Below are 26406 nucleotides of genomic sequence, written 5' to 3'. Positions count from 1 at the left end.
GACCGGGTCAGTCTAGGCGCGCCCTCCGACAGCCGACCGCGCCCGGACCGCCAGGTCCGGGTGGTCCGCGAACACCCCGTCGACCCCGGTCCGCACGATCGACGTGAACCACCGCTCCCAGTCGCCGTGCGCAGCGACGTCGCCCCCGCGCCGGAGCGGTGCCGGCAGGAACCGGTTCTCCGGCCGGAGCGTCCAGGTGTAGACCGCGAGCCCGGCGGCGTGCGCCCGGTCGACGATCGCGCTCCGCACCGGCCGCGGGTCGTCGACGGCGACGGTGTCGACACCCGCCATCAGGGTCCGCAGATCGACGCTGATGCCGTGGAACTCCGCCGCGAAGCCAGCCAGGGCGGCGTCCGTGCGTTCCGACGCCCACGACGGAGCGGCCGATCCGTGGGCGGCGACCTCGTCCGCGGCGCTGCCACGGGCCTCCTGGAGGTACACGAGCCGACCACCCGTCGCCAGCGAGCCGAGCTGCCGGAGCACCGTCTTCTCGAACGACTCGATCGTCAACCGCTCGTCGCCGCGCCACCCGGCCGAACCGAGGACGTCGTCGAGCAGCTGCGCCATCGGGAAGCCGGCCTGTTCGAAGAAGTGCGCGTGCTTGACCTCGGCGACGAGTCCGACCGGGCGGGGTGCCGCATCGAGGATGCCGAGCAGGTCCTCGAGCCGCAGCACGGACTCCTCGCCGTCGTGCGCAGCCGATGCCGGACGCAGGGCGGGCAGGCGCTCCCGCACGCGGAGCGTCCGGAGCTCGTCCCACGTGAAGTCCTCGGTGAACCACCCCGTCACGGTCTGCCCGTCGACGGTCTTCGTCGTCCGCAGGTGCGCGAACTCCGGGCGGTCCGCGACGTCCGTCGTGCCGGACACCTCGTTCTCGTGCCGGAGCACCAGGACCCCGTCCCGCGTCGGCACCAGGTCCGGCTCGATCGCGTCCGCGTCCAGCTCGACGGCGAGTTCGTAGGCGCTGCGCGAGTGCTCGGGTCGGTGGCCGGAGGCTCCTCGGTGGGCGATCACACGGGTCATGCGCCGAACCGTAGCCGCTCGGGGCGCCCGCCGGGTGACCCTCGGGTGTACCTGTGGACACATCCGCTCAGCCAGGGGCCGTCGTTCCCAGCTGCGCCCCGGATCGTGAGCCGCGTGACCGTCCGACACCTCTCCACCGCCGTCGAGGCCCGCATCGACCGCGCGGCCCGCCGCCTGCTCGACGCCGGGCACCAGCCGCACCGCCCCGTCCGGCTCGCGGTCACCGAGTTCCTGGTGTTCGGCGCGAAGCAGGCGTGGGCCTGCGCGTTCGGCGCGCTGCTGCTCGCGACCATGGCCGTCGTGCACCTGACGTGGCCGGAGGGTGCGGCGCTCGCCCGCAACGACGTGCTGACGACCGCCGCGGTCGCGATCCAGGTCGGGATGCTCGTGTTCGGCCTCGAGACCGTGCGGGAGCTCCGGGTCGTCCTGGTCTTCCACGTGGTCGGCACCGTGATGGAGGTGTTCAAGACCCACGTCGGCTCCTGGGAGTACGGCACCGGAGGCTGGCTCGTGGTCGCCGGCGTGCCGCTCTTCTCCGGCTTCATGTACGGCGCGGTCGGCTCGTACATGGTCCGGGTCGTGCGGCTGTTCGACCTGCGCTTCGAGCGGTACCCGCCGCAGTGGCTGCTCGTCGTCGTCGCGTCCGGCATCTACGCGAACTTCTACGGCCACCACTTCGTGTGGGACGCCCGGTGGGTGCTGCTCGCGCTCGTGGTCGCGCTCTTCTCCCGGACGACCATGCACGTGCGGGTGCACCGTGCGACCCTGCGCATGCCCGTGCTGCTGGCGATGGGCCTGGTCGCCCTGTTCATCTGGCTGGCGGAGAACGCCGCGACCTGGGCGGGTGCATGGTCCTACCCCGCGCAGGCGGCGGCCTGGCAGCCGGTCGCGCCGACGAAGATCGTCGCGTGGCTGCTCCTCATGGTGATCTCGGTCGCGCTGGTGTCGTGGCTCTACCCGCAGGTCCGGTCCGACCGGCGGGCTCCGGCGGTCGTCGCGCCGCAGCCCGGCCGGGAGGCACGCACCAGCCCCGCCCCCTCGCCCGACCCCGACGGTCGGCTGGCCCACGACGGTCGGCTGGCCGACGACGGTCGGCTGGCCGACGACGGTCGGCTGGCCGACGATGGTCGGCTGGCTCACGACGTGCTCGGGGCGAGCACGCAGACCACCCCCATAGTGTTCGTGCGTCGGGACCGTCAGGACCCGCTTCCGCTCGCCGCGAATCCTCAGCCTTCCGCGACGGAGCGCCCCTAGGCTGAGAGGACTCGAATCTCCAAGGAAGAGGACACCATGGCCTTCAAGCCCGGTTTCGACCAGTCCCCCGCCTTCAACGACCAGGGCCGCGGCGCCTGGGGCGCCGGCGCTGGTCAGCAGCAGGCGGGCTGGGGACACACCCCGCAGCAGGGCGGTATGACGCCCGAGCAGCTGCAGTACATGTACGACCGCCCGACGGCGAACCCGGTCGACACCGACCGCATGTCGTACGAGGACACCATCGTCAAGACGCTCCTGGCGTTCGGCGTGCTCCTCGTCGGCGCAGTCGCCGGCTGGAACCTCCCGCCGATCGTCTGGATCGTCGGTGCGATCGTCGGCTTCGTGCTCGCGCTCGTCAACACCTTCAAGAAGAAGCCGTCGCCCGGCCTCGTCCTGGCGTACGCGTTCTTCGAGGGCCTGTTCGTCGGTGGCATCTCCGCCGCGTTCAACGCGCAGTCGGACGGGATCGTCGCGCAGGCGGTGTTCGGCACGCTCGGCGTCTTCGCCGTGACCCTGCTGCTGTTCTCCTCCGGCAAGGTCCGGGCCACGCCGAAGGCCACCCGCTTCTTCCTGATCGCGATGGTCGGGTACCTGGCGTTCTCCCTCGTCAACCTCGTCCTGATGCTCACGGGCGTGACCACCGGGGCGCAGGGTCTCCGCAGCGAGCCGAGCTTCCTGTTCGGCATCCCGTGGGGTGTCCTGATCGGGGTGTTCGTGGTCCTGATGGCGGCGTACTCGCTGATCCTCGACTTCGACCAGATCAAGACGGGTGTCCAGCGCGGCGCTCCCCGCATCTACGCCTGGACCGCGGCGTTCGGCCTGATCGTCACCCTGGTCTGGCTGTACATCGAGATCCTGCGCATCCTCGCCCTCCTGGCGAGCAACCGCGACTAGTCCACACCCGCTTTCCCGAAGGGCCCCGGCACACGCCGGGGCCCTTCGTCGTTCCCGGGAGGATACCGCCCCGCTCCCCGCCGCCGGTCCGCTCCGCGCCGCCGAGCGCGCCCGTTCCGTCACGCTCGACGCCGCCGAGCGACGGACTTCGCCCTCGTGGCGACCACCGCGCGGCGTGCCCTGGCCGCTCGCTGCCGTGCGGACCGCTCGGTGCCCGGGAGGTCCAGCGCACCCGCCGGCACGCTCGGGACCGCTCCCCGGGGTTCCAGGACTCGCCGCGCGTGCGTCGTCGTGGTTCCAGGTGTGGGCGGGCGGAGCGCCGAGATGCCGCGGTCGTGGAACCTCGAGGGAGGGGGCCCGGAGCGCCCCCGCACGCCGAGGGCCCGGCACGCCGTGCGTACCGGGCCCTCGGGCGTCAGGGAGTGGTCACTCCCACTCGATCGTCCCCGGCGGCTTGCTCGTGACGTCGAGCACGACGCGGTTCACGTCGGGGACCTCGTTCGTGATGCGGTTCGAGATCTTCGCCAGGGTGTCGTACGGCAGGCGCGTCCAGTCGGCCGTCATGGCGTCCTCCGACGAGACCGGACGGAGCACGATCGGGTGACCGTAGGTGCGGCCGTCGCCCTGGACGCCCACGGAGCGGACGTCGGCGAGCAGGACGACCGGGCACTGCCAGATCTCCTCGTCGAGGCCCGCCGCGGTGAGCTCCTCCCGCGCGATCTTGTCGGCGGCGCGGAGCAGCTCGAGGCGGTCCTTCGTGACCTCGCCGACGATGCGGATGCCGAGGCCCGGGCCGGGGAACGGCTGGCGACCGACGATGACCTCGGGCAGCCCGAGCTCACGGCCGACCGCGCGGACCTCGTCCTTGAACAGGGTGCGCAGCGGCTCGACGAGCTCGAACGTCATGTCCTCGGGCAGGCCGCCCACGTTGTGGTGCGACTTGATGTTCGCCGTACCGGAGCCACCGCCGGACTCGACGACGTCGGGGTAGAGCGTGCCCTGCACGAGGAACTTGACCTCGCCAGCGTCGTCGTCCGCCTTCGCTTCGAGCACCAGGGCCTCGGCCGCAGCCTCGAACGTGCGGATGAACTCACGGCCGATGATCTTGCGCTTCTGCTCCGGGTCGCTCACGCCGGCCAGGGCGTCGAGGAACTGCTCCTCGGCGTCGACCGTGACGAGCCGGACACCGGTCGAGGCGACGTAGTCCTCCTCCACCTGCTTGCGCTCGTCGGCGCGCAGGAGCCCGTGGTCGACGAAGACGCACGTGAGCTGGTCGCCGACGGCCCGGTGCACGAGCGCGGCGGCGACGGCCGAGTCCACGCCGCCGGAGAGACCGGCGATGACGCGGGCCGAGCCGACCTGCTCCTTGATGCGGGCGACCTGCTCCTCGATGACGTTCGCGGAGTTCCAGTCGCCCGGGAGGCCGGCGGCGCGGTGCAGGAAGTTCTCGAGCACGGCCTGGCCGTACGCGGAGTGCTTCACCTCGGGGTGCCACTGCACGCCGTAGAGCTTGCGCTCGTCGGACGCGAACGCGGCGACCGGGGTCGATGCGCTCGAGGCGAGGACCTCGAAGCCCTCCGGCGCCTTCGCGACGGAGTCGCCGTGCGACATCCACGTGACCTGCGACGCCGGCTGGTCACCGAGCAGCACGCTCTCGGTGCCGGACACGGTCACGTCGGTGGCGCCGTACTCGCGGAGACCGGTGTGCGCGACCTCGCCGCCGAGCGACTTCGCCATGGCCTGGAACCCGTAGCAGATGCCGAGCACCGGGACGCCGAGGTCGAGGATGTCGCCGTCGAGGGACGGCGCACCGTCCTCGTAGACGGACGACGGACCACCGGACAGCACGATGGCCGCCGGGTCCTTCTCGCGCACCTCGTCCGCCGTGATCGAGTGCGGGACGATCTCGCTGTAGACGTTCGCCTCGCGCACGCGCCGTGCGATCAGCTGCGCGTACTGCGCGCCGAAGTCGACGACGAGGACGGGGCGCTGTTCGGTCTCGCTCACCGAGCGGCCTCCTTCTCACGCTGCTGGGCAGCGGTCAGCTCGTGGTGGGTGTCCATGGCCAGCTTCTGCATGCGGTGCTCGACCACGAAGGACATGAACGGGATGATGCCGCCGAGGGCGATGAGCAGGAAGCGCGTCGGCCGCCAGCGCATGATGCTCCACAGGCGGAAGTCCGTGAACAGGTAGAGCACGTAGAGCCAGCCGTGCGCGATGAGGATCGCGGTCGACAGGTTGAACGTGCCGGGGGCCTCGCCGGCGGTGCCGTTCGGCACGAAGAACGGGCCGTTGCCGAGCTGCATCTCGAGCTGCAGCGGCGTGTACTTGATGACCATCTCGACCACCAGCGCGAGCAGCAGCACACCGGTGATGTAGGCGGAGACGCGGTACCACTTCACCGCGCCCGGGATCTTCGGGATGTCACGCGTGCGGACGGTCAGGGCCATGGACCGATCCTACCGGTGTGCCGGAGCGGGCTCGGCGGCGTCCTCCGCCCCTCGGGAGCCGGCCGCCTCCGCTGCCTCGCGGGCGTCCTCCTGCTCGCGCTCCCAGGCGTCCTTCACGAAGCGGTACCAGAGGAACACGGCGAACCCGGCGAAGACGACCCACTCGACCGCGTAGAACAGGTTGAGCCAGTCGAACTGGATGTCGCGCGTGGGGGCCCGGTCGGCGATGGTGCCGAGGTCGGCCGCCTTCGCGGTGGTGCCGTCGGCGACGACGTACCCGATGTACATCCGGTCGTCGAAGGCCTTCCACGTGTTCACGAACCGCGCCGGGGCGACGGCGGAGAACTCGCCCCTGGTGTAGGCGTCCTGGTCGGGCGACTCGGCCGGGTAGTACCGCCCCTCGACGGTGAGCTCCTGGCCGTCGGTCAGGCGCTCCCCACCGGCCTCGGCCGTGCGGCGCTGGTCGGACCAGCCGATCACGACCGGCAGGCTCGCACCGCTCTCGGCGTCGACGAGGTGTCCGACCGCCTGGTAGGTCCCCCCACCGGAGCGGCCCGTCAGGATCGTCGTGTCGCCGGCCACGAAGGCGCCGGTGACGGTGACCTTCTGCCCGGCGATCGTCTCCGGGGCGGCGCGGCCGGGCTGGGTGACGTCGTCGAGCGCCCGGCGGGTCTCGGTCGTCTCCGGCAGCGGCTTGCCGTTCGCGATGCTGCGCTCGAGCTGCCACTTGCCCAGCCCCGCGAACACCCCCGCGAGCACGAGCGCCAGCAGGAGCAGCGCGATCCACCTCGGTCGTCGGGCTACGGCCCACATCTGTATCAGTACTCCGGATCGCGCTGGCGGGCCGGGCGCTTCGGACGCTCGGCAGGGATCTCGACCGGCGACGTCACGGGCTCGCTCGTCGTCGGTTCCGAGGTGCCATTGTCGCGCTCTTCCCTGCCCGCTGCCTCCACGAGGGCGAACTCCTCCGCGAACTGGCGGTCACGCTCGGCCCGGCGGGCAGCAGCCTCGGCGTCCTGGTCGGCCACGGCCGCCGTGGCGGCAGCGTCGATCGCCTCGTCGAGGGCGGGCCCGGCAGGGGCCGTCCGGCCCGTACCTGCGCGCCCGAGACGGTCGCGCAGGCGCGAGCGCAGCCGCGCGACGCGCGCCGGCCGCACCACGAGTCGGCCGATCCGGTCCGAGTTCACGGCGAGCAGCGGACCCAGGACGGCCATGACGAGCACGTAGAGACCCGCGAAGGCGGTGATCCGTGCCTCCAGGCCGGCGGCAGCCGACAGCGTCGCGAGGATGAGCGCGAACTCGCCGCGGTTGACGAGGATGACGGCCGTGTTGATGCCCTGCTGGACGTTGAAGCCGTTCATCCGGGCGACGAGCTGCCCGGCGACCGCGTTCAGCACGACGGTCATCCCGATCGCGCCGAGGACGGGCCAGAGCACCTCCCCGAAGGTCGACAGGTCGAGGCCCAGCCCGAAGTTCACGAAGAAGAACGCTGCGAACACGTCGCGCATCGGCAGGGCGAGCTGCTCGATCCGGTCGCGGTAGCGCGTGGCACCGCAGAGCAGGCCGATCACGAACGCGCCGATCGCGTCGGTCACGCCGAGCAGGTCACCGATGCCGCCGAACATCACCGCGAGGCCGAAGAACAGCACCGTGAACAGCTCGTCGTCGCGCGTGGCGAAGATCTTCGACACCCACTTGCCGGCGAACCGGGCGAGGGTGAACATCACGATGAGGAACCCGAACGCCAGGGCGAGCTTCCCGACCACGGCCCAGACGTTCGTGTCGCCCGAGAGCACCACCGACACGATCGCCAGGTAGATGGCGATGAAGACGTCCTCGATGACCGTGACGCCGAGGATCATCGGCGTCTCGTCGTTCGCCAGTCGGCGCAGCTCGATGAGGAGCTTCGTCACGATCGCGCTCGACGACGTCGCCGTCATGCCCGCGATGATCAGGGCTTCGCGCGTGCCCCACCCGAGCGAGAACCCGAACGCGAAGCCGACGCCCATGTTGATCGCGACGTAGGTGCCGCCGGAGACCAGGAGCTTGCCGGCGTTGCCGTAGAACTCCTCCTGGTCGAACTCCAACCCGAGGTTGAAGAGCAGGAGGATGAGCCCGAACGTCGCGATGAGCTCGATCGTGTGGGACTCGACGTTGAGGCCGATCCACGGGGTGTGCGGGCTCGCGATGAGCCCGACCACCATGTAGATCGGGATGGCGGGGAGCCCGATCGTCTTGCCCAGCCGTCCGAGGACGTAGGCGATGACGAACAGCACGCCGATGGTGAGCAGCTCACCACCCAGGTGCACGGACTAGCTCCTGCGCGGGGCCTCGGCCGCTGCGGCCGCAAGCTCTCCGCTGCGGTAGTACGCGAACGCCTTGGCCACCTTCTCCGGTGCGCCCGCGACGACGATGGTGTCGCCAGGGAACACGACGAAGTCCGACGAGGGCGCCGGGTTCGCACTGTCGCCCCGGACCACCGCGACGACGGTCAGGCCGATGAAGCCCGAGTCGTGCAGGTCGCCGAGGGGCTTGCCCGCGATGGCGTCCTCGTAGTCGACGCTGAACCAGTCGATCGACAGGCCGGGGATCTCGTCGAGCTTGTCGAGGCCCTCGGTGATCCGGGTGCCGCCGAGGAGCTCGGCCAGGGTGTGCGCCTCGTCCTCGCTCAGGCGGAGCGAGACCTTCTCGGACTTGTCCGCACCGTCCGAGACGTCGGCGAACGAGATGAGGTCGGAGTGCCCCGACCGGTGCGTGATGACACCGCACTTGCCACCGTCGTCGGTGTAGAAGCTGTGCAGCACGCCGACTCCGGGGAGTTTGACGCGATGGACGTCGACCATGATGGCTCCCTTGGTGAGTACCCCGATGATAACCACCGGGTGGTCCGGGGCATTCCGCTCCGCCCGGTCATCCCGGCGGCGGAGGCGGCGGACTCCGTGCTGCCGGTAGCGTCGGGGCATGGGGAGCACTCGGGGAACAGCTCGCATCGTCGTCGCCGTCGTCGGGGTGGTGGTCGTCGCGGCGTACGCGGCGCTGCTCGCCGTCAACGCGCTCGTGCTCGACCCGCTCGCCGCGGTGCCCGGGGCGACCCTGCCGCAGATCCACGCCCGCATCGACGCGGCGGGGATGTCCGTCGACGGGGACGTCCGCGGTGTGGTCGTGATCGCGAGCATCGGGGTGGCACTCGCGGTCGCCGCCGCGGTCGTCGGGCTCGCGGCTCGGCTGCCCGCCACCGTGATCGCGGTGCTCGACCTCGGCGTGCTCGCGGCGGGTGCGGTCGCGACCTTCGCCTCGGGGTTCTTCCTCGGCATGGACGTCGCCGACACCTTCGGGACGGACGGTGGCGCCCATACGATCTGGTCCGGCGTGCTGTACCTGACGAGCCTGGCCGCTCTCGTCGCGATCCCGGTCCTGTTCGTCGCGATGACCGTCCGGACCCGCAACACGCAACGGCAGCGACGTCTCGTAGCGGGATAGCGCTGCGAGCAACCGCCGACGTTGCGTCTTGCGGAAGGGGCGGACGGGAGGCGCGGGGCGGGGCCGCCACGCGCCTCCCGTCCGTCAGTCCGGCAGTCCCTACCTCGGTTCGCTCGTCTTCTCGCCGACGACCTGCTCGTCGGTCGCCTTCGCGCCCTCGGCGCCGCTGGAGCGACCACCGCCGACGACCACGTCGTCCTCGTCGAAGCCGAACGCGATGTCCGGTGCCTCGAGACGCACCCGGTCGGCCGACTCGTCGTCGGGCTGCAGCTGCGACTCGCGCTCGGCGGCGACGCGCTTGAGGTAGTTCGACACCTCGTGCTCGGTCGTCTCCTGGTCCCAGCCGAGCACGCCCGCCATGAGCTTCGCCGCGACCGGAGCCGCTTCCTCACCGCGGTCCCACGCCTCGATCGAGATGCGGGTGCGACGGGCGAGGACGTCCTCCAGGTGCAGGGCACCCTCGTGCGAGGCCGCGTAGACCACCTCGGCGCCGATGTAGTCGTCGGCCTGCGGCAGCGGCTCGGCGAGGGACGGGTCCTGCTCGACGAGCTGGAGCACCTCGGTGGCCTGCGTGCCGTAGCGGTTCAGCAGGTGCTCGATCCGGACCTTGTGCACGCCGAACTGCCTCGCAGTCCGGGCCCGGCGGTTCCAGGCCGCCGGGTAGCCCTCGGCACCGACCAGCGGGATGTCCTCGGTCGTCGACGCCGGGATCTTGCCGTCCATCGCGGCGACGGCCTCGTCGATGGCGTCCTTGCCCATCACGCGGTAGGTCGTCCACTTGCCGCCCGCGACCACCACGAGGCCCGGGGCGGTGTGCGCGACGACGTGCTCGCGGCTGAGCTGGGAGGTCTGGTCCGACTCCCCCGCGAGCAGCGGTCGGAGGCCGGCGTAGACGCCCTCGACGTCCTCGCGGGTGAGTGGCACCGCGAGCACCTTGTTCACGTGCTCGAGGATGTAGTCGATGTCGGCCGCGGTCGCCGCCGGGTGCGCCTTGTCGAGGTTCCAGTCGGTGTCCGTCGTGCCGACGAGCCAGTGCCGGCCCCACGGGATCACGAACAGCACGCTCTTCTCGGTGCGCAGGATCATGCCGGTGTTCGACTGGAAGCGGTCGCGCGGGATCACGAGGTGCACGCCCTTCGAGGCCCGGACCTTGAACTGTCCGCGGGTGCCGACCATCGCCTGGGTGTCGTCGGTCCAGACGCCCGTCGCGTTCACGACCTGCTTCGCCCGGATGTCGAACTTCTCGCCCGTCTGGATGTCGTGCGCGTGCGCGCCGACGACCCGCTCCCCGACCTTGATGAACCCCTCGATGCGGACGCGGCTCGCAGCGTGCGCGCCGTACGACGCGGCGGTGCGGACGAGCGACGCGACGTAGCGGGCGTCGTCGACCTGGGCGTCGTAGTAGGTCATGCCGCCGACGAAGGCGTCCTTCTTCAGGCCCGGCATGTTCTTCAGGACCTGCTTGCGGCTGAGGTGCCGGTGGTGCGGGACCCCCGGCGGTCGGCCCCCTGACCAGCTGAAGACGTCGTACATCGCCATGCCGATGCCGATGTAGAAGCGCTCCCACACGCGGTGGTTGAGCGGGTACAGGAAGCGGACCGGCTTCACCAGGTGCGGGGCGATGCGCTGCAGCAGCAGCCCGCGTTCGATGAGGGCCTCGCGGACGAGCGCGAAGTTCAGCTGCTCGAGGTAGCGGATGCCGCCGTGCACGAGCTTCGACGAGCGGCTCGACGTCCCCGATCCCCAGTCGCGGGCCTCGACGATGCCGACGCTCAGACCGCGGGTGACGGCATCGAGCGCACTGCCGCCGCCGACGATGCCGCCGCCGACGACCAGGACGTCGAGCTCCTTCGTCTTCAGCGCCTCGATCGCCGCGACGCGCTCCTCCGGCCCGAGCTTCGTGGACGGGTCGAAGCCGACGCTCGCGCTCGGTGCAGCGGCGCGCTGGGCGCCCTCGACGGTGCTCTCGGCACCTGCGCTCGTCGCGTCCGTGCTGGTCTGCGTGGTGCTGCTGGCTGGCTTGGCCATCGTCGCCTCCGTGCGGGTAGCGCGCACGGAGCCGGCCTCCGCGCACGGTCGGCACCGAAGGCGTCACCCGCGCGGGAGCACGGGTGCCACCGTCACTGCTGGTGGTACGGCGCCACGACCACTTCTACTCGCTGGAACTCCTTGACGTCGGAGTATCCCGTGGTGGCCATCGATCGACGCAGGGCACCGACCAGGTTCGCGCGGCCGTCCCACGACGGGGTCGGGCCGTTCAGCACGTTCTCGAGCGGGGCGATCTGGCCGACCTCGACCCGACGACCGCGGGGCAGCTCGGGGTGGTGTGCCTCGGCACCCCAGTGGAAACCGCCACCGGGCGCCTCGGTCGCGCGGGCCAGCGCGGTGCCGAGCATGACGGCGTCGGCCCCCACGGCGATCGCCTTGACGATGTCGCCCGCGGTGTCGAGCCCGCCGTCGGCGATGACGTGCACGTAGCGGCCACCGGACTCGTCCATGTAGTCACGACGGGCACCGGCGACGTCGGCCACCGCGGTCGCCATCGGCGCGTGGATGCCGAGCGCCGCACGCGTGGTCGAGGCCGCGCCGCCGCCGAAGCCGACGAGCACGCCCGCGGCACCGGTGCGCATGAGGTGCAGCGCCGACGTGTACGTCGAGGCTCCGCCCACGATCACCGGGACGTCGAGCTCGTAGATGAACTTCTTGAGGTTGAGGGGCTCCTGGTTCTGGGAGACGTGCTCCGCCGAGACCGTCGTGCCGCGGATGACGAACAGGTCGACACCGGCATCGACGACCGTCTGCGAGAACTCCTGGGTGCGCTGCGGGCTGAGCGAGCCGGCGACCGGCACCCCGGCGGCACGGATCTCGGCCAGGCGCGCGGTGATCAGCTCGGCCTTGACCGGCTCGGAGTAGATCTCCTGCATGCGCTTCGTGACGTTGCCGTCCGTGAGGGTCTTGATCTCCTCGTAGAACGGCGTCGGGTCCTCGTAGCGGGTCCACAGGCCCTCGAGGTCGAGCACACCGAGGATCCCGAGCTCGCCCATCTGGATGACCGTCGCCGGCGAGGACACGGAGTCCATCGGCGCCGAGAGGATCGGCGACGCGAAGGTGAAGGCGTCGATCGACCACTGCACGCTCACGTCACGCGGGTCGCGGGTGCGCCGCGAGGGGACCACCGCGATGTCGTCGAACGCGTAGGCCCGATGGCCGCGCTTGCCTGCACCGATCTCGACTTCAGTCACCGGGCAAGCCTAGCGGGCGGGGTCCGCGAGTGGGACGGGTGGACGGTGCAGCTGCCCGGGTCAGCGTCGAGGCCGTGCCCGTCGCTTCCGCAGCGCCCGCAGCACGAGGCCGAGCAGGAGCGCGAGCACGACGAGCACCACGAGCAGGGCGGCGGCGACCTTCACCAGCAGTGCGGCGCCGACGAAGAGCACGGCGAAGACGACCCAGACGAGGGCGTCGAGCACGAGGGGGCCGGGGGTGCGCACGGCGTCACGCTAGCCGACGGGCGGGGAGCCGGGGCGTCGTGACCGGGGCTGCAGGGCGGAGGCGGGTCGCGCCTCCAGGCCGGGTGGGACGCAGACGGCGGCCGCGAGACGCGGCGACGCAGCTGCCCCGGACGTGAGGACGGGGCCGCGCGGCGCATCAGCAGCCTGCGCGGCCCCGTCGGGTGCGGGTACCACCCCCACAGCAGTACCCGCGGGTCGGCCCCGCTCAGCGAGCGGAGTCGACGTCCTTGGCGAGCGTCCCGAGGTAGAGCTCGATGACCTTGGGGTCATCGGCGAGCTCACGCCCGGTGCCCGAGTACGCGTTCCTCCCCTGGTCGAGCACGTACCCACGATCGCAGATCTGCAGGCAGCGCCTGGCGTTCTGCTCGACCATGATGATCGACACCCCGGCCTTGTTGATCCGGCGCGTGCGGATGAAGGTCTCGTCCTGGCGCACCGGCGACAGGCCCGCGGAGGGCTCGTCGAGCAGCAGCACCTTCGGGTCCATCATCAGCGCCCGGGCCATCGCGACCGACTGCCGCTCACCGCCGGACAGGGAGCCCGCCCGCTGGTTGCGCCGTTGGCCGAGCACCGGGAACAGGTCGTAGATGACCTCGAGCCGCTCGGCGAACTTCTTCGGGCGGAGGTACAGGCCCATCTGCAGGTTCTCCTCGATCGAGAGCGAGGGGAACACGTTGTTCGTCTGCGGGACGAAGCCGACGCCGGCCTGCACGAGCTTGTTCGCCTTGAGGTTCGTGATGTCCTCGCCCTGCAGGCTCACGGAGCCCTCGCGGATCGAGACCAGGCCGAACAGGGCCTTGAGGAGCGTCGACTTGCCGGCGCCGTTCGGGCCGATGATGCCGATGAGCTCACCCGGGTAGCAGTCGAGGTCGCAGCCGTTGAGGATGTTGACGCCGGGCAGGTACCCGGCGACGAGGTTCTTCGCGGTGAGGACGGGCTCGCCGCGGTCGATCGTCGCGGTCGCGCCGGTTCCGGTCGCGGTCGCCCCGGTTCCGGTCGCGCCGGTTCCGGTCGCGGTCGCGCCCGTCGCGTCCGTCGGACTGGAGGCGCGGCTCGCGTCCGCTGCGTTCGGTGCGTCGGTCATCGGGTCGCCTCCTGCTCGTCCTGCTTGCGGTGGTCGTCCGCCGCTTCTTCTTCGGCCACCTCTTCGGCCAGCTCCTCGTACGTCTCCTCGGTGAGGAGCGAGTCGTCGCCCAGGTCGGTGTCGTGGTGGGCACCGAGGTACGCGTCGATGACGGCCTGGTCGTCCATCACAGTGTCGGCCGGCCCCTCGGCGACGACCTTGCCCTCCGCCATCACGACGACCCAGTCCGAGATGTGCCGGACCATGTGCATGTCGTGCTCGACGAAGAGCACGGTCATGCCGTCGTCACGCAGGGACTGGATGTGCCCGAGCAGCGACTGGGTGAGCGCCGGGTTCACGCCGGCCATCGGCTCGTCGAGCATGATCATCGTCGGGTCGGACATGAGCGCGCGGGCCATCTCGAGGAGCTTGCGCTGACCGCCGGACAGCGAGCCGGCGTAGTCGTCCTGCTTCTCGAGGAGCTTGAAGCGGGCGAGCAGGTCCTCGGCCTTCGCGGTGATCTCCCGCTCGCGCTTCCGCCACAGCGCCGGGACCAGACCGACGAAGAAGTTCTCGCCCGGCTGGTCGCGAGCGCCGAGCAGCATGTTCTGCATCACGGTGAGGCGGCTGAGCGCCTTCGTGAGCTGGAACGTGCGGACCATGCCCTTGTTCGCGATGTGCGTCGCACTCGTCTTCTGCAGCGTGTTGCCGTTGAAGCGGGTCGTCGCGCCGGGGCTCGGCTTGTCGAACCCGGTCAGCAGGTTGAAGAACGTCGTCTTGCCGGCGCCGTTCGGACCGATGAGGGCGGTGATGGTGCCGCGTTGCACCTCGAGGTGGTCGACGTCGACGGCGGTCATGCCGCCGAAGTGCCGGGTGACGCCGTCGACCGTGAGGATCGGGTCGGTCTTGGTGTGGGTGTACGTCTCAGACACTGAACGACAGCTCCTTCTTGTTGCCCAGGAGTCCCTGTGGCCGGAACACGATGAGGAGCATGAGCGCGACGCCGACGAGCACGTAGGAGAACTGCTCCGCCTGCTGTGCGTTCATGATCGAGTCGGGGATGAAGTCCCCGGCGAGGGTGCGGACGAAGAGCCGCACGACGAAGAACAGGATCGCGCCGAGCACCGGACCGAAGACCGTCGCGGCGCCGCCGAGGATGAGCGCGGTCCAGATGAAGAAGGTCATCGAACGGCCCATGGCGTCGGGCTGCACGGAACTCGGCAGCACGTAGATGACCCCGGCGAGCGCCCCGAGCGCACCACCGAAGACGAGCGCCTGCATCTTGTACGAGTAGACGTTCTTGCCGAGGGAGCGCACGGCGTCCTCGTCCTCGCGGATGGCCTTCACGACGCGGCCCCACGGGCTGCGCATGAGCAGGAACAGCACGAGGGTGAACAGCGCGACCAGGCCCCATGCGGCGATGCGGATCCACCAGCCGTTGACCCCGTTGTTCGAGTACGAGAACCACAGGATGGTGGTGGTGCCGTCCGGCAGCGGGCTGAGGGCGTTGAACGGGTCGCGGTAGGCCGACCCGGCGATGCCGTTCGAGCCGCCGGTGGTGCTCGTCAGCAGGCTCGAACGGCCGACCATGCGGATGATCTCGGCGCCGGAGATCGTCACGATGGCCAGGTAGTCCCCGCGGAGCCGCAGGGTCGGGATGCCGAGGATGACCGCGAAGACGATCGCCACCGCGAGGGCGACGAGCACGGCCATGACGAAGGGCAGGCCGTTCGTGATCGAGATCGCGAAGCCGTACGCGCCGAGCAGCAGGAACGCCGCCTGGCCCATGTTGATCAGGCCGGTGAGGCCGAAGTGCACGTTGAGGCCGATGGCGGCCAGGGCGAACGCCGCCGTGGTGGGGGCGAGGGCCTCCTGCGTCAGCGAGGACAGCAGGTTCAGGATGTAGTCCATGTCGGTGCTCCCTTAGCCGATGCGCTCGGCGCGACCGAAGATGCCCTGCGGCCGGAACAGCAGGATGAGGATGAGGATCACGAGGGCCGTGGCGTACTTGAAGTCACCCGGCAGCACGAGGTTCGTGAGCTCGACGACGATGCCGATGATCATCGAGCCGACGAGGGCGCCGTACGCCGTGCCGAGCCCGCCGAGCGTGACGGACGCGAACATGAGCAGCAGCAGCTGGAGCCCGGTCTGCCAGTTCACGCCGTTGAGGACCAGGCCGAGCATGACGCCGGAGAGCCCGGCGAGGCCCGCGGCGAGCGTCCACACGAACCGGATCACCCGGTCGACGTCGATGCCGGACGCCGCGGCGAGCGCCGGGTTGTCCGACACGGCGCGGGTCGCCCGGCCGAAGCGGGTCTTGGCGAGGAACAGGCCGGTGCCGACGAGCACGACGAGCGCGATCGCCATCGCGACGTAGGACTGCACGGTCAGCGTGAGCCCGGCGAAGGTCACCGTCTCCGGGTTGCCCTGCTGGATGCGGACGGTCGAGGCGCCGAAGAAGTACTGGAACGCGTACTGGGCGGCGATCGACAGACCGATCGTCACGATCATCAGCTGGGTGAGGCTGATGCGCCGGCGTCGCAGCGGCTTCCAGATCGCGGCGTCCTGCAGGTACCCGGTCGCCGCGCACAGCAGGGTGACGACGATGCCGGTCACCCAGATGTTCCAGCCGAGCTGGTTCGCGAACACGTAGGCGAGGAGGCCGCCGAGCGTGACCTGCTCACCGTGCGAGAAGCTCGACAGGCCCGTGGTGCCGTAGATGAGCGACAGGCCGACCGACGCCAGGGCGATGAGGAGCCCGAGCCGGATGCCGGAGGCCAGCTGCTGCCAGGCCCGGGCGGCACTGAAGCTGCTGGAGGCGTCGGCGGTGGTCGCGCCCTGCTGGTCGGACAGCTGGAAGATCTGCCCGACGTTGGCGTTGAGCGTCGCGTTCACCTTGCGCTCGGCGTCCGCCGCGTTGGTCAGGTACTGGCCCTTCGGCAGCGACCCCTGGTCGACACTGACGGTGTACTGCCCGGCGGTGGCGACCGAGACGGACCAGCGACCGGTGTCGTCGGTCGTCGCGGTCTGGGCGAAGCCGCCGGGGCCCGCGACGTCGACGGCGATGCCGGAGGCCGGCTTCCGCTCCGAGTCGAGGATCGTGCCCCGGATGCAGCCGTTCGTCGGGCTGACCGCGCACGGACCGGTGCTCGCCGGCGCCGTCGAGGCACTGCTGCTGGCGGAGGGACTGCTCGTCGCCGCCTCGGCCGAGGGCGACACTGCCCAGTCGACCGCGAAGGTGGCGAGGAAAGCGAGGAAGAGTACTGCGGCGAGGACCAGGCGGTTGCGGCCTGGTGCCCCACGGCGGAATCGGCGCATGAGCGCTGACCCCGGCGGAGTGATGGAACCCACGGATGAGCCTCTCGTTCGGATAGTCGAGGACCCTAGGGATTTTTTGTGTCCCCCGTGTTTCCAGCACGTCTCCTGCACAAATCGTGCTGCTTTCGTGACCGACACCCCGCCGATCCGCATGAATCCGCCCGTCCGGCCGGTACAGGATCGTCCGGATCGAGTGTCGGCGGAGCTGTCAGCCGGCACCCAGGTCCGGCGACCGGGGGACGTCGGAATGCCGCGTGTGTCGTGCGCGTTACCATGGCCCATCGGGAACCCGACGACGTGCCCCGGTGCCACCACTTCACCTCGCCCACGAAGGGGACCCATGGACCAGCCGGATCCGTTCGGATTCATCGGACTCACGTACGACGACGTCATGCTCCTGCCGGGGCACACCGACGTCATCCCGAGCGAGGCGTCCACGACGTCCCGGCTCACCAAGCGCATCGAGGTGCACGTCCCGCTGCTCTCCGCCGCGATGGACACCGTGACCGAGGCCCGGATGGCGATCGCCATGGCGCGCCAGGGCGGCATCGGCATCCTGCACCGCAACATGTCGATCGAGGACCAGGCGGCCTACGTCGACAAGGTCAAGCGCTCCGAGTCGGGCATGATCACCAACCCCGTCACGACGACCCCGGACGCCACCGTCGCCGACGTCGACGCCGTGTGCGGCCAGTTCCGCGTCTCCGGCCTGCCGGTCGTCGAGTCGGACGGCACGCTCGTCGGCATCATCACGAACCGGGACATGCGCTTCGTCGCCCCGTTCGAGATGGCCACCACCCTCGTCCGCGACGTCATGACCAAGGCCCCGCTCGTCACCGCGGCCGAGGGCATCGACCCCGAGGAAGCCGTCGCGATCTTCGCGCAGCACAAGATCGAGAAGCTCCCGCTGGTCGACGCCGACGGCAAGCTCCGCGGGCTCATCACCGTCAAGGACTTCGACAAGAGCGAGAAGTACCCGGACGCCACCAAGGACGACGAGGGCCGCCTGCGCGTCGGCGCCGCCATCGGGTTCTTCGGCGACGCCTGGCAGCGTGCCGAGGCGCTGCGGGACGCAGGCGTCGACGTGCTCGTCGTCGACACCGCCAACGGCGAGAGCGAGGGTGTGCTGGACATGGTCCGCCGCCTGAAGGCCGACCCGTCCTTCGCCGCCATCGACGTCATCGGCGGCAACGTCGCCACCCGTCAGGGCGCGCAGGCGCTCATCGACGCCGGTGTCGACGCGGTGAAGGTGGGCGTCGGCCCGGGCTCGATCTGCACCACCCGCGTCGTCGCCGGCGTCGGCGTGCCGCAGGTGACCGCCGTGTACGAGGCGTCGCTCGCCGCGCGTGAGGCCGGCGTGCCGGTCATCGCCGACGGCGGCCTGCAGTACTCCGGCGACATCGCGAAGGCCCTCGTCGCGGGCGCGGACACCGTCATGCTCGGCTCGTTGCTCGCGGGCACCGACGAGTCCCCGGGCGACCTGGTGTTCGTCGGCGGCAAGCAGTACAAGGCGTACCGCGGGATGGGCTCCCTCGGCGCACTGCAGACCCGCGGCGAGAAGACCTCGTACTCGAAGGACCGCTACTTCCAGGCCGACGTCCCCTCGGACGAGAAGCTCATCCCCGAGGGCATCGAGGGCCAGGTGCCCTACCGCGGCTCGGTGGCGAACGCCGTCTACCAGCTCGTCGGCGGCCTGCGGCAGTCGATGTTCTACGTCGGTGGCCGAACCGTGCCGGAGCTCAAGGCCCGCGGCAAGTTCGTCCGCATCACCGCGGCCGGGCTGAAGGAGTCCCACCCGCACGACATCAAGATGGTCGTCGAGGCCCCGAACTACCGCGGCTGACCCGAGCCCTCCCGCAAAACGCAACGTCGGCGGTTCCTCGCAGCGCTACACCGCTGCGAGGGGCCGCCGACGTTGCGTTTCGCGGGTGGTTGTCCACAGATCCGGCAGCGGGGCCGTGCACGCGACCCTGCACGGCGATGCTCGTCGCCATGGACGAGCCATCACGACTGATCCTCCTCAGCTCGGACGACCGGGAGTCGCAGCACCGGCTCCGTCGCGGGGAGCTGGTCCGGGTGACCCACGGAGTCGCCGTCGACGGATCGGCCTGGCACGACGCGTCGGTGCGGCAACGCGCTCGCATCGAGCTGGAGGCCGTGGTCACCGCCGTCGGCGAGTGGCGCGTCCTGTCGCACCGTTCGGCCGCGCTGCTGTGGGGACTCCCCGACGTCGACCGGCCGGACCGACGGGTGCACGTCACGGACCCCCTGCTCGGGACGACGCACTCGGGCCGACGCGTGGTCCGGCACGCGGCCGATCTCACACCAGCGGACACCACCACCATCGACGGTCGGCGGGTCACGTCGCTGCTCCGGACCGTCGTCGACCTCAGCAGGAGCACCTCGTACGAGAACGGGGTCGCCGTCCTCGACCACGTCCTGCGCGGGCATCTGCTCACCGTCGACGAACTCCGTCGCGCCTTCGCGTCGTGGCCCTCGCCGAGGGGCATGACACGGGCGAGACGGGCACTCCGGTTCGGGGACCCACGCTCCGAGTCACCCGGCGAGTCGGTCAGCCGGGTCCGGATCGAGGACGACGGCTTCCCGCCCCCGGTCCTCCAGCAGGCCTTCGGCCGGTACCGGGTCGACTTCTGGTGGCCGCGCGCCGGCGTCGTCGGCGAGTTCGACGGTCTCGAGAAGTACGACGACCCGGATGCCGTCCGACGCGAGAAGGTCCGGGAGCAGACCCTGCTGCAGCGACCCGAGGTGCGTCGCGTCGTCCGGTGGGGCTGGTCGGAGGTGCGCACCCCGGTACGCTTGCAGACCGTGTTGCGCACCGCGGGCCTCCCGACCGGCGCATGACGGTAGTCCCCGCGAAACGCAACCTCCACGGCTGCTCGCAGCGGTACAGCGCTGCGAGCAGACGCCGACGTTGCGTTTTGCGGGGAAGGCCCGCGCCCTACGCGCTCCGCCAGTCGTCGCTCGTGATGTGGCTGCCGCCGTGCGGGCCCATCTGGAGCATGCCGCCGTCGACGGGGAGGGACACGCCGGTGATGTAGGACGACGCCGGGCTGGCCAGGAACGCCACCGCCGCAGCGATCTCCCACGCGTTGCCGGGCCGACCGAGCGGCACGCCGGGGCGCGAGATCGTGTGCGGGTCCTCGTCCTCGGCGCCGGTCATCCGCGTCGCGATCTCCCCCGGCGCCACGGCGTTCGCGGTGATGCCGTGCTCGGCGAGCTCGATCGCGATCGTCTTCAACAGGCCGCCGAGCCCGTGCTTCGCGGCGTCGTAGGCACTCGACCCGTAGCGGGGCTGGTGTTCGTGCACGCTCGTGATGCCGATGATGCGCCCGCCGGTGCCCTGCTCCACCATCCGCCGCGCGGCCGCTTGGATCGTCACGAAGGCGCCGTCGAGGTCGGTCGCGACGGTGTGCCGCCACTGCTCGAGGGTGATGTCGAGGAAGGGCGCGTTGTCGCCGGTCCCCGCGTCGGCGACGATGACGTCGACCCCGCCCAGCTGCGCCGCCAGCTCGTCGATCACCGCGCCAGCGTGCTCGAGCTGCGTGACGTCGATCTGCGCCACGTACGCCTGCCGCCCGGCCTGCCGGATCTCGGCCGCCGTCTCCTCCGCGCGTTCGGGCTCGGACAGGTAGGTGATGCCGACGTCCATGCCGGCGGCGGCGAGTGCCACCGCCGTTGCTCGGCCGATGCCGGACTCGGCCCCGGTGACGATGGCGCGGGTGGGACGGAACGTGTTCTCGGAAGCTGCACTGCTCATGGACCGGACGGTACGCGTGGCCGTCACCGTGCTCGTCCCGGTTCCGCGCGTCACGACCAGGACGGCGGCACGGCAGCTTCGAGACCGCTGGACGACAGGGTCGAGACACCCTGCGGAGGAGCGCTCCACGCGCTCACGACCGTCCGGACGGACTCCTCATCAGGGGTTCCCGTGCACCTCCACAGTTTCGTCACGGGTGTGTAACGAAACGTCCAGGTGCCGATCCCGGACACACAGGCGAAACACTTCGGCCCTAGTTTTCTCGACAACCCACGCGGAGGTGGCCGCGCTCGACCCGATGCGGTTGGGCCTCCGCGCAGAGAAAGGGCTCCACGGATGACCAGAACCACCCGTGCCACCACGGCACTGGCAGTGGCGGGAGCGGTAGCGCTCCTCCTCGCCGCGTGTTCCACCAGCGGCAGCGCCGAGTCGACCTCCTCCGCCTCCGCGGGCGGGGCGAAGAAGGACCCGGCGGCGAGCTGCAAGGCACCCGACACCCCGAGCACCGACGCGCTGAAGATCGGCACGATCCTCCCGCTCACGGGAACGCTGTCGTACCTCAACCCGCCGGCCGAGTCCGGTGTCGGCCTCGCGGTCGAGGACATCAACTCCGCGGGTGGCGTGCTCGACAAGGACGTCAGCATCGACCCGGCCACCGACTCCGGCGACAGCAACGACATGACCGTGTCGAGCTCGGCCGCGACGAAGCTCGTCAACGCCAAGGTCCCCGTGGTGATCGGTGCCGAGTCGTCCAGCGTCACGCTGAACGTCATCGACCAGCTGACGAGCAACTGCATCGTGCAGATCTCGCCCGCGAACACCGCGACCGACCTGTCCGGTTACTCGTCGCACTACTACCGCACGGCACCGCCGGACTCGGTGCAGGGTTCGGCACTCGGCCAGCTCATCACGGGTGACGGCAACGCCAAGGTCGCGTTCCTGGTCTTCAACGACACGTACGGCACCGGTCTCCGCGACACCGTGCAGAAGGCGGTCGAGGAATCGGGCGGCCAGGTCGTCTACGGCGCGAAGGGCAAGGGCCAGGAGTTCCCGCCCGGGCAGACCACGTTCTCGTCCGAGGTGACGGCGGCCCTGGCCTCGAAGCCCGATGCGATCGTCGTGCTCGCCTTCGACGAGACGAAGTCGATCATCCCCGAGCTCAAGTCGCAGAACGCCGACATGGCGAAGATCTACATGTCCGACGGCAACACCGCGGACTACTCGAAGGACTTCGACAAGGGCACCCTCGAGGGCGCGCAGGGCACCATCCCCGGTGCGAGCCCGAAGGACGAGCTCAAGCAGCGCCTGGCGGACTTCTACAAGCAGTCGTCCGGCAAGGAGCTCGCCGACTACTCGTACGCGGCGGAGTCCTACGACGCCACGACCCTCGCGGCGCTGGCCGCGGTGAAGGGCAAGGGCACCGACTCGGGCACGATCCAGGCCAACATGGCCGCGGTGTCCGGCGCCGACGGCGGCACGAAGTGCGAGACGTTCAAGGCCTGCAAGGACCTGCTCGACAAGGGTGAGGACATCCAGTACACCGGCCCGTCCGGCATCGGTCCGTTCGACAGCAAGAACGACCCGTCGAGCGCGTACATCGGCATCTACAAGTTCGACGGCGACAACAAGCCCGTCTACCAGACCGCCATCCAGGGTTCGGTCTCGAAGTAACACCAGCAGGACCCGTCAGACGACGCCCCGCGGCTCAGGCCGCGGGGCGTCGTCGCACCCCCGGCCTCCTCACGTGGCTTCCTGGCGAGCCGAGCCTCGGCTGGGCGGACACTTTCGTCGTCGAGTCGGCGCGAACGTGTCCGCGCTGCCGAGACTCGGCCCCAGGGCGCGGGCGGGCGCGCGCGAGCGGGCGGGCGGCCGGGAGGCGCGGCGCGAGCCCGTCAGGCCGGCTCGGCCGCCGCGGGTGCGAGCGTCCGTCGCCGCGCCGTCCGGGCCGCCGCGAACGAGTCGACCGTCAGGACCACGAGCGCGACCCACACGATGCCGAAGCCGACCCACCGCGCCGGCGGCATCGCCTCGTGCTGCACGACCACGCCGACGAGCAGCTGCATGACCGGCGCGAGGTACTGCGTCAGGCCGAGGGTGGACAGGCTCACCCGCCGCGCCGAGGACGCGAAGAGCAGCAGCGGCACCGCCGTCGCCGGCCCGGTCAGCACCGTGACGAGCACGTGCGGCCACCCCTCGCTCGTGAACGTCACCCCGCCACCGAGGCCCGTGACCCCGAGCACGACGAGCGCGCCGACCGCGATGGGCAGCAGCCACACCGTCTCGAGCGTCAGGCCGCTCAGCGCGTCGACGGTCCCGCCGACCCGCTTCTTCACCAGGCCGTACAGCCCGAACGAGAACGCCAGTGCGAGGGCGATCCACGGCACCTGGCCGTAGCCGACCGCGATGACCACGACCGCCACGATGCTGATGCCGACCGCGGTCCACTGCGCCGGGCGGAGTCGTTCGCGCAGGACCACGACGCCGAGCGCGATCGTCACGAGCGGGTTGATGAAGTAGCCGAGGGCGGCCTCGACCGTGTGGCCGGTCGTCGTGGCGGCGACGTACACCGTCCAGTTGACCAGGATGAGCACGGCCGCGAGCCCCATCACGAGCATCACCCGGCGCTGCGCCATCAGGGAACGGGTGCGCAGCCACGAGCGGGTGACCGCGATCGCCACGGCGCAGAACACCAGGCCGAAGACGATGCGCCAGGCGACGATCTCGAACGCGCCTGCGGGGGCCATCGCGGCGAAGAGCAGCGGCATGAGCCCCCAGAGCCCGTACGCCACGATCGCCTGGACGACACCGACGGATGCCTCGCTGCGGGCCGGACGCGCCGGGCTCGGTTCACTCACGGAACCATCCTAGGAAGCCGGAGCGACGCTGCGGAGGGACCCCGCGCCTCCCGGCCGCGCCGTACGACGCACGAACGCCCCGCCGGCGGTGTGCCGGGCGGGGCGTTCGCGAGGGAGAACTGGTCTCAGTGCTCGATGACCGCGAGGACGTCGCGCGCCGAGAGGACGAGCAGGTCCTCACCGGAGTACTTGACCTCGGTGCCACCGTACTTCGAGTAGATGACCTTGTCGCCGACGGCGACGTCGAGCGGGACGCGGTTGCCGTTGTCGTCGATGCGACCCGGGCCCACGGCGACGACCTCGCCCTCCTGGGGCTTCTCCTTCGCGGTGTCCGGGATGACGAGACCGGAAGCGGTGGTCTGCTCCGCCTCGACCTGGCGGATGACGATGCGATCCTCGAGCGGCTTGATGGTGACGGCCACGGTGACCTCTTCTTTCTCGGTACTGACTCGGTACAGATGGGAACCGGTTGGCACTACGCACAGGAGAGTGCCAACGCGAGTCTAGGGACAGTCTGGCACTCGGTCAATCCGAGTGCCAGCACGTGTCGGGCCTCCCGGCGACCTGCGAGGATCGACGGGTGGATGCCGCCGATCTCGCCCAGTTGCTGACCCCCGAGGGGATGGCCCTGCTCGACCGTACCCCCGGCGTCTCGGACGGGGGCGAGATCGTCCGGGTGGTCTCGCGGCTCCGCGCGGAGGGCCACGACCCGGGGCTGGTCGCGGCCGTCCTGACCCAGGCGAAGCTGCGGCAGAAGGCTCGGGGGAAGTTCGGCGACTTCGCGTCCCGCATGCTCTTCACCGAGGCCGGCCTCGAGCAGGCGACGCGGTTGCAGGTCGCCGCGCAGCACGCCGGACGGTTCGCCGCCGCCGGGCTGACCCGGGTCGCGGACCTCGGGTGCGGGATCGGTGGTGACGCGATGGCGATGGCCGCGCTCGACCTCGACGTGACCGCGGTCGACCGCGACGAGGTGACCGCGGCGGTCGCCACCCACAACCTCGCCCTGTGGCCGAACGCCCGCGTCGAGCTCGGTGACGCCGCCGGCTTCGACCTGTCCCGCGTCGACGGCGTGTGGATGGACCCGGCACGGCGGACCGCCGGGCACGCGAACACGAAGCGCCTGGCAGACCCGGACGACTGGTCACCCTCCCTCGACACCGTCTTCGCCGCGGCCACGACCACCCCGACGGGTGTGAAGCTCGGACCGGGCATCGACCGCGACCTGATCCCGGACGGGCTCGAGGCGCAGTGGGTCTCCGTCGACCGCGAGGTCGTCGAGCTCGTCCTCTGGTCCGGCCCGCTCGCCCGCGACGGGGTCCGGCGCGCGGCGACCGTGATCGGCGCGCACGGGATCGCCGAGCTCACGGGTCCGGCCGATGCCGAGGACGTCGAGGTCGGCCCCGTCGGCACCTACCTGTACGAGCCGGACGGCGCGGTCATCCGTGCGCGGCTGATCGGCGACCTGGCCCGCTCGGTCGACGGACGCATGCTGTCGGAGGGCATCGCGTACGTCACGTCGGACCGTGCGGTGACGACGCCGTTCGCGCAGGGGTTCCGGGTGCTCGACACGATGCCACTCGACGTCAAGCAGCTCGCCGCGCGTCTGGCGGCGGAGGACGTCGGGACGGTGGAGATCAAGAAGCGCGGCGTCGACGTCGACCCGGCGCAGTTCCGGAAGCGGTTGCGCCTGCGGGGCCGTCGGTCCGTGACGCTCGTGCTCACCCGCCTGGAGGGACGACACACGGCGCTCCTGTGCGAGCGCCTCACCGACGTGGTCGGGTAGGGCGCGGTCGCCGTCGCGTCCTCACCGTCGCCGTCTCGCCCCCACCGTCGCCGTCGCGCCGTCACCGACCGCGGGAGCAGCCCGAAAGGACGACGGGACCCCGCGGTGTGTCCGCGGGGTCCCGTCGCTCCGGTGGAGCACTCAGCCGACGAAGGCGCCCGAGTCGTAGCCGTAGTCGCTCGAGTAGCCGCCGGTCCCGGCGCCGAGGATCGCGAAGAAGATGACGATGCCGATCAGGGCGATCCCGGTGGCGGCCCACCCGACGATGATGCCGGCGAGCGCGAGGCCCCGGCCGGACTCACCGGTCGTCCTGACCTTGCCGAGGGCGACGTGGCCGAGGATCGCTCCCGCGGGACCGGCGAGCACCGCGAAGAACGCGAACACGAAGGTGAGCAGGGACAGCCCCGCGACGCCGCTGAACACGATCGACAGGATCGCTAGGGTGTTGGTCTTCGGTCGCTGGGCGTACGGCTGGTAGCCGCCCGTCGCGTACGGCGCGGCGTAGGGGTTGCCGCCCTGCTGGTGCGGCGCGTACGGGTTGTGCTGCGGGCCGGCCTGCTGGGGACCGGCTGCGGCGTACGGGTTGCCGCCCGTCTGCTGGCCGTAGGGACTGCCCTGCTGCTGGCCGTGGGGGGCGCCCTGGGGCTGGCCGCCGTACGGAGAGCCCTGCTGCGGTGCCGACGGGGCGCCGTACTGCTGACCGTACGGGCTGCCCTGCTGCTGGCCGTAGGGGTTCGGCTGGTGCGGCTGGCCGTACGGCGGCACCCCGCCTGAGGCGCCCTGTGCCGACGATCCCTGACCGGACTGCGACCACGGGTCCTGACCACTGCCCTGCGGTGCCGACTGCGGGGGCTGCTGCCCGTCGGGCTGCTGCCGGCCGTCGGACGACCCGCTCGAGTCGCCCGGCTTCGGCCACTGGTTCTGATCGGACACCGTCCACCCCTCTCGACGCCGGTCGGTCGGCGCCTGCTGAGCATCCTCCCACACGGGCCCCGTCAC

The 26406-nt window shown here is 70.9% G+C and carries 24 protein-coding genes; 7 read left to right on the top strand and 17 right to left on the bottom strand.

Annotated elements, in window-relative coordinates; genetic code table 11:
• Positions 1-12 precede the first annotated feature (12 nt).
• Positions 13-1023, bottom strand: a complete 1011-nt coding sequence (locus QUG93_RS08920) for a glycerophosphodiester phosphodiesterase family protein (RefSeq protein ID WP_289473553.1) — start codon at positions 1021-1023, stop codon at positions 13-15.
• Between the two features lie 114 nt (positions 1024-1137).
• Between QUG93_RS08920 and QUG93_RS08915 the strand changes: the two genes are divergently transcribed.
• On the top strand, positions 1138-2277 hold the full coding sequence (locus tag QUG93_RS08915; RefSeq protein WP_353067764.1) for a DUF817 domain-containing protein: 1140 nt from the start codon (positions 1138-1140) through the stop codon (positions 2275-2277).
• 36 nt (positions 2278-2313) lie between these two features.
• The gene (locus tag QUG93_RS08910) at positions 2314-3171 is read left to right on the top strand and encodes a Bax inhibitor-1/YccA family protein (protein WP_289473552.1); all 858 of its coding nucleotides are present in this window, start codon (positions 2314-2316) and stop codon (positions 3169-3171) included.
• 426 nt (positions 3172-3597) lie between these two features.
• Here the strand turns inward: QUG93_RS08910 and guaA are convergent, their stop codons facing one another.
• Genes guaA through QUG93_RS08885 form a run of 5 tightly spaced genes read right to left on the bottom strand, consistent with a single transcriptional unit; the run spans position 3598 to position 8464 of the window.
• Positions 3598-5178, bottom strand: coding sequence for a glutamine-hydrolyzing GMP synthase (gene guaA, locus QUG93_RS08905; RefSeq protein ID WP_289473551.1), 1581 nt, complete (start codon positions 5176-5178; stop codon positions 3598-3600).
• Positions 5175-5621: a DUF3817 domain-containing protein gene (locus tag QUG93_RS08900; protein ID WP_289473550.1), complete on the bottom strand. Its 447-nt coding sequence runs from the start codon at positions 5619-5621 to the stop codon at positions 5175-5177. Before QUG93_RS08900 ends, guaA begins: the two co-directional genes overlap by 4 nt.
• 9 nt (positions 5622-5630) lie before the next feature.
• The gene (locus QUG93_RS08895) at positions 5631-6434 is read right to left on the bottom strand and encodes an SURF1 family cytochrome oxidase biogenesis protein (RefSeq protein ID WP_289473549.1); all 804 of its coding nucleotides are present in this window, start codon (positions 6432-6434) and stop codon (positions 5631-5633) included.
• Between the two features lie 5 nt (positions 6435-6439).
• The gene (locus tag QUG93_RS08890) at positions 6440-7930 is read right to left on the bottom strand and encodes a cation:proton antiporter (RefSeq protein WP_289473548.1); all 1491 of its coding nucleotides are present in this window, start codon (positions 7928-7930) and stop codon (positions 6440-6442) included.
• 3 nt (positions 7931-7933) lie between these two features.
• Positions 7934-8464, bottom strand: a complete 531-nt coding sequence (locus QUG93_RS08885) for a cation:proton antiporter regulatory subunit (RefSeq protein WP_289473547.1) — start codon at positions 8462-8464, stop codon at positions 7934-7936.
• A gap of 118 nt (positions 8465-8582) precedes the next feature.
• Here QUG93_RS08885 and QUG93_RS08880 point away from each other — a divergent pair, with 118 nt between their 5' ends.
• The gene (locus tag QUG93_RS08880) at positions 8583-9101 is read left to right on the top strand and encodes a hypothetical protein (RefSeq protein WP_289473546.1); all 519 of its coding nucleotides are present in this window, start codon (positions 8583-8585) and stop codon (positions 9099-9101) included.
• 99 nt (positions 9102-9200) lie between these two features.
• Here QUG93_RS08880 and QUG93_RS08875 read toward each other — a convergent pair whose 3' ends face one another.
• The 7 genes from QUG93_RS08875 to QUG93_RS08845 form a co-directional block, all read right to left on the bottom strand.
• The gene (locus tag QUG93_RS08875) at positions 9201-11129 is read right to left on the bottom strand and encodes a glycerol-3-phosphate dehydrogenase/oxidase (RefSeq protein ID WP_289473545.1); all 1929 of its coding nucleotides are present in this window, start codon (positions 11127-11129) and stop codon (positions 9201-9203) included.
• 92 nt (positions 11130-11221) lie between these two features.
• Entirely contained in the window at positions 11222-12343 is a 1122-nt protein-coding gene (locus tag QUG93_RS08870) for a GuaB3 family IMP dehydrogenase-related protein (RefSeq protein ID WP_289473544.1), read from the bottom strand.
• A gap of 60 nt (positions 12344-12403) precedes the next feature.
• Positions 12404-12589 carry a hypothetical protein gene (locus tag QUG93_RS08865; RefSeq protein ID WP_289473543.1) on the bottom strand — a complete coding sequence of 62 codons (186 nt, stop codon included), beginning with the start codon at positions 12587-12589 and terminating at the stop codon, positions 12404-12406.
• A gap of 226 nt (positions 12590-12815) precedes the next feature.
• Positions 12816-13694 carry an ABC transporter ATP-binding protein gene (locus QUG93_RS08860; protein WP_289473542.1) on the bottom strand — a complete coding sequence of 293 codons (879 nt, stop codon included), beginning with the start codon at positions 13692-13694 and terminating at the stop codon, positions 12816-12818.
• A complete protein-coding gene (locus QUG93_RS08855; RefSeq protein WP_289473541.1) occupies positions 13691-14605 on the bottom strand; it encodes an ABC transporter ATP-binding protein in 915 nt (304 codons plus the stop codon). Before QUG93_RS08855 ends, QUG93_RS08860 begins: the two co-directional genes overlap by 4 nt.
• Positions 14598-15584, bottom strand: coding sequence for a branched-chain amino acid ABC transporter permease (locus tag QUG93_RS08850; protein ID WP_289473540.1), 987 nt, complete (start codon positions 15582-15584; stop codon positions 14598-14600). The genes QUG93_RS08855 and QUG93_RS08850 overlap by 8 nt, the downstream gene beginning before the upstream one ends.
• 12 nt (positions 15585-15596) lie before the next feature.
• Entirely contained in the window at positions 15597-17024 is a 1428-nt protein-coding gene (locus QUG93_RS08845) for a branched-chain amino acid ABC transporter permease (protein ID WP_289473539.1), read from the bottom strand.
• Between the two features lie 307 nt (positions 17025-17331).
• Between QUG93_RS08845 and guaB the strand changes: the two genes are divergently transcribed.
• Both guaB and QUG93_RS08835 read left to right on the top strand, forming a co-directional pair.
• Complete coding sequence (gene guaB / locus QUG93_RS08840; RefSeq protein ID WP_289473538.1) at positions 17332-18834, top strand: IMP dehydrogenase; 1503 nt, start codon at positions 17332-17334, stop codon at positions 18832-18834.
• 149 nt (positions 18835-18983) lie between these two features.
• Positions 18984-19853 carry a hypothetical protein gene (locus tag QUG93_RS08835; protein WP_289473537.1) on the top strand — a complete coding sequence of 290 codons (870 nt, stop codon included), beginning with the start codon at positions 18984-18986 and terminating at the stop codon, positions 19851-19853.
• A 97-nt stretch (positions 19854-19950) separates the two neighbouring features.
• Here the strand turns inward: QUG93_RS08835 and QUG93_RS08830 are convergent, their stop codons facing one another.
• Positions 19951-20769, bottom strand: coding sequence for an SDR family oxidoreductase (locus tag QUG93_RS08830; RefSeq protein ID WP_289473536.1), 819 nt, complete (start codon positions 20767-20769; stop codon positions 19951-19953).
• Positions 20770-21105: 336 nt separating this feature from the next.
• Here QUG93_RS08830 and QUG93_RS08825 point away from each other — a divergent pair, with 336 nt between their 5' ends.
• Positions 21106-22440: an ABC transporter substrate-binding protein gene (locus QUG93_RS08825; protein ID WP_289473535.1), complete on the top strand. Its 1335-nt coding sequence runs from the start codon at positions 21106-21108 to the stop codon at positions 22438-22440.
• Between the two features lie 221 nt (positions 22441-22661).
• On the opposite strand, the gene rarD is transcribed toward QUG93_RS08825, so the two are convergent.
• Positions 22662-23624 carry an EamA family transporter RarD gene (gene rarD / locus QUG93_RS08820; protein ID WP_289473534.1) on the bottom strand — a complete coding sequence of 321 codons (963 nt, stop codon included), beginning with the start codon at positions 23622-23624 and terminating at the stop codon, positions 22662-22664.
• A 125-nt stretch (positions 23625-23749) separates the two neighbouring features.
• Positions 23750-24046 (bottom strand): co-chaperone GroES, encoded by a 297-nt coding sequence (gene groES, locus QUG93_RS08815; RefSeq protein ID WP_056121496.1) that lies wholly within the window; start codon positions 24044-24046, stop codon positions 23750-23752.
• 158 nt (positions 24047-24204) lie between these two features.
• On the opposite strand from groES, the gene QUG93_RS08810 reads away from it, so the two are divergent.
• A complete protein-coding gene (locus tag QUG93_RS08810) occupies positions 24205-25407 on the top strand; it encodes a class I SAM-dependent methyltransferase (protein ID WP_289473533.1) in 1203 nt (400 codons plus the stop codon).
• A 141-nt stretch (positions 25408-25548) separates the two neighbouring features.
• Here the strand turns inward: QUG93_RS08810 and QUG93_RS08805 are convergent, their stop codons facing one another.
• Complete coding sequence (locus QUG93_RS08805; protein ID WP_289473532.1) at positions 25549-26340, bottom strand: DUF4190 domain-containing protein; 792 nt, start codon at positions 26338-26340, stop codon at positions 25549-25551.
• Positions 26341-26406: the final 66 nt, after the last annotated feature.

It is taken from the genome of Curtobacterium caseinilyticum, assembly GCF_030363035.1.
Lineage (GTDB): Bacteria > Actinomycetota > Actinomycetes > Actinomycetales > Microbacteriaceae > Curtobacterium > Curtobacterium caseinilyticum.
The sequence above is the reverse complement of the archived record's forward strand: the minus strand, read 5'-3'. Positions and strand labels throughout refer to the sequence as shown.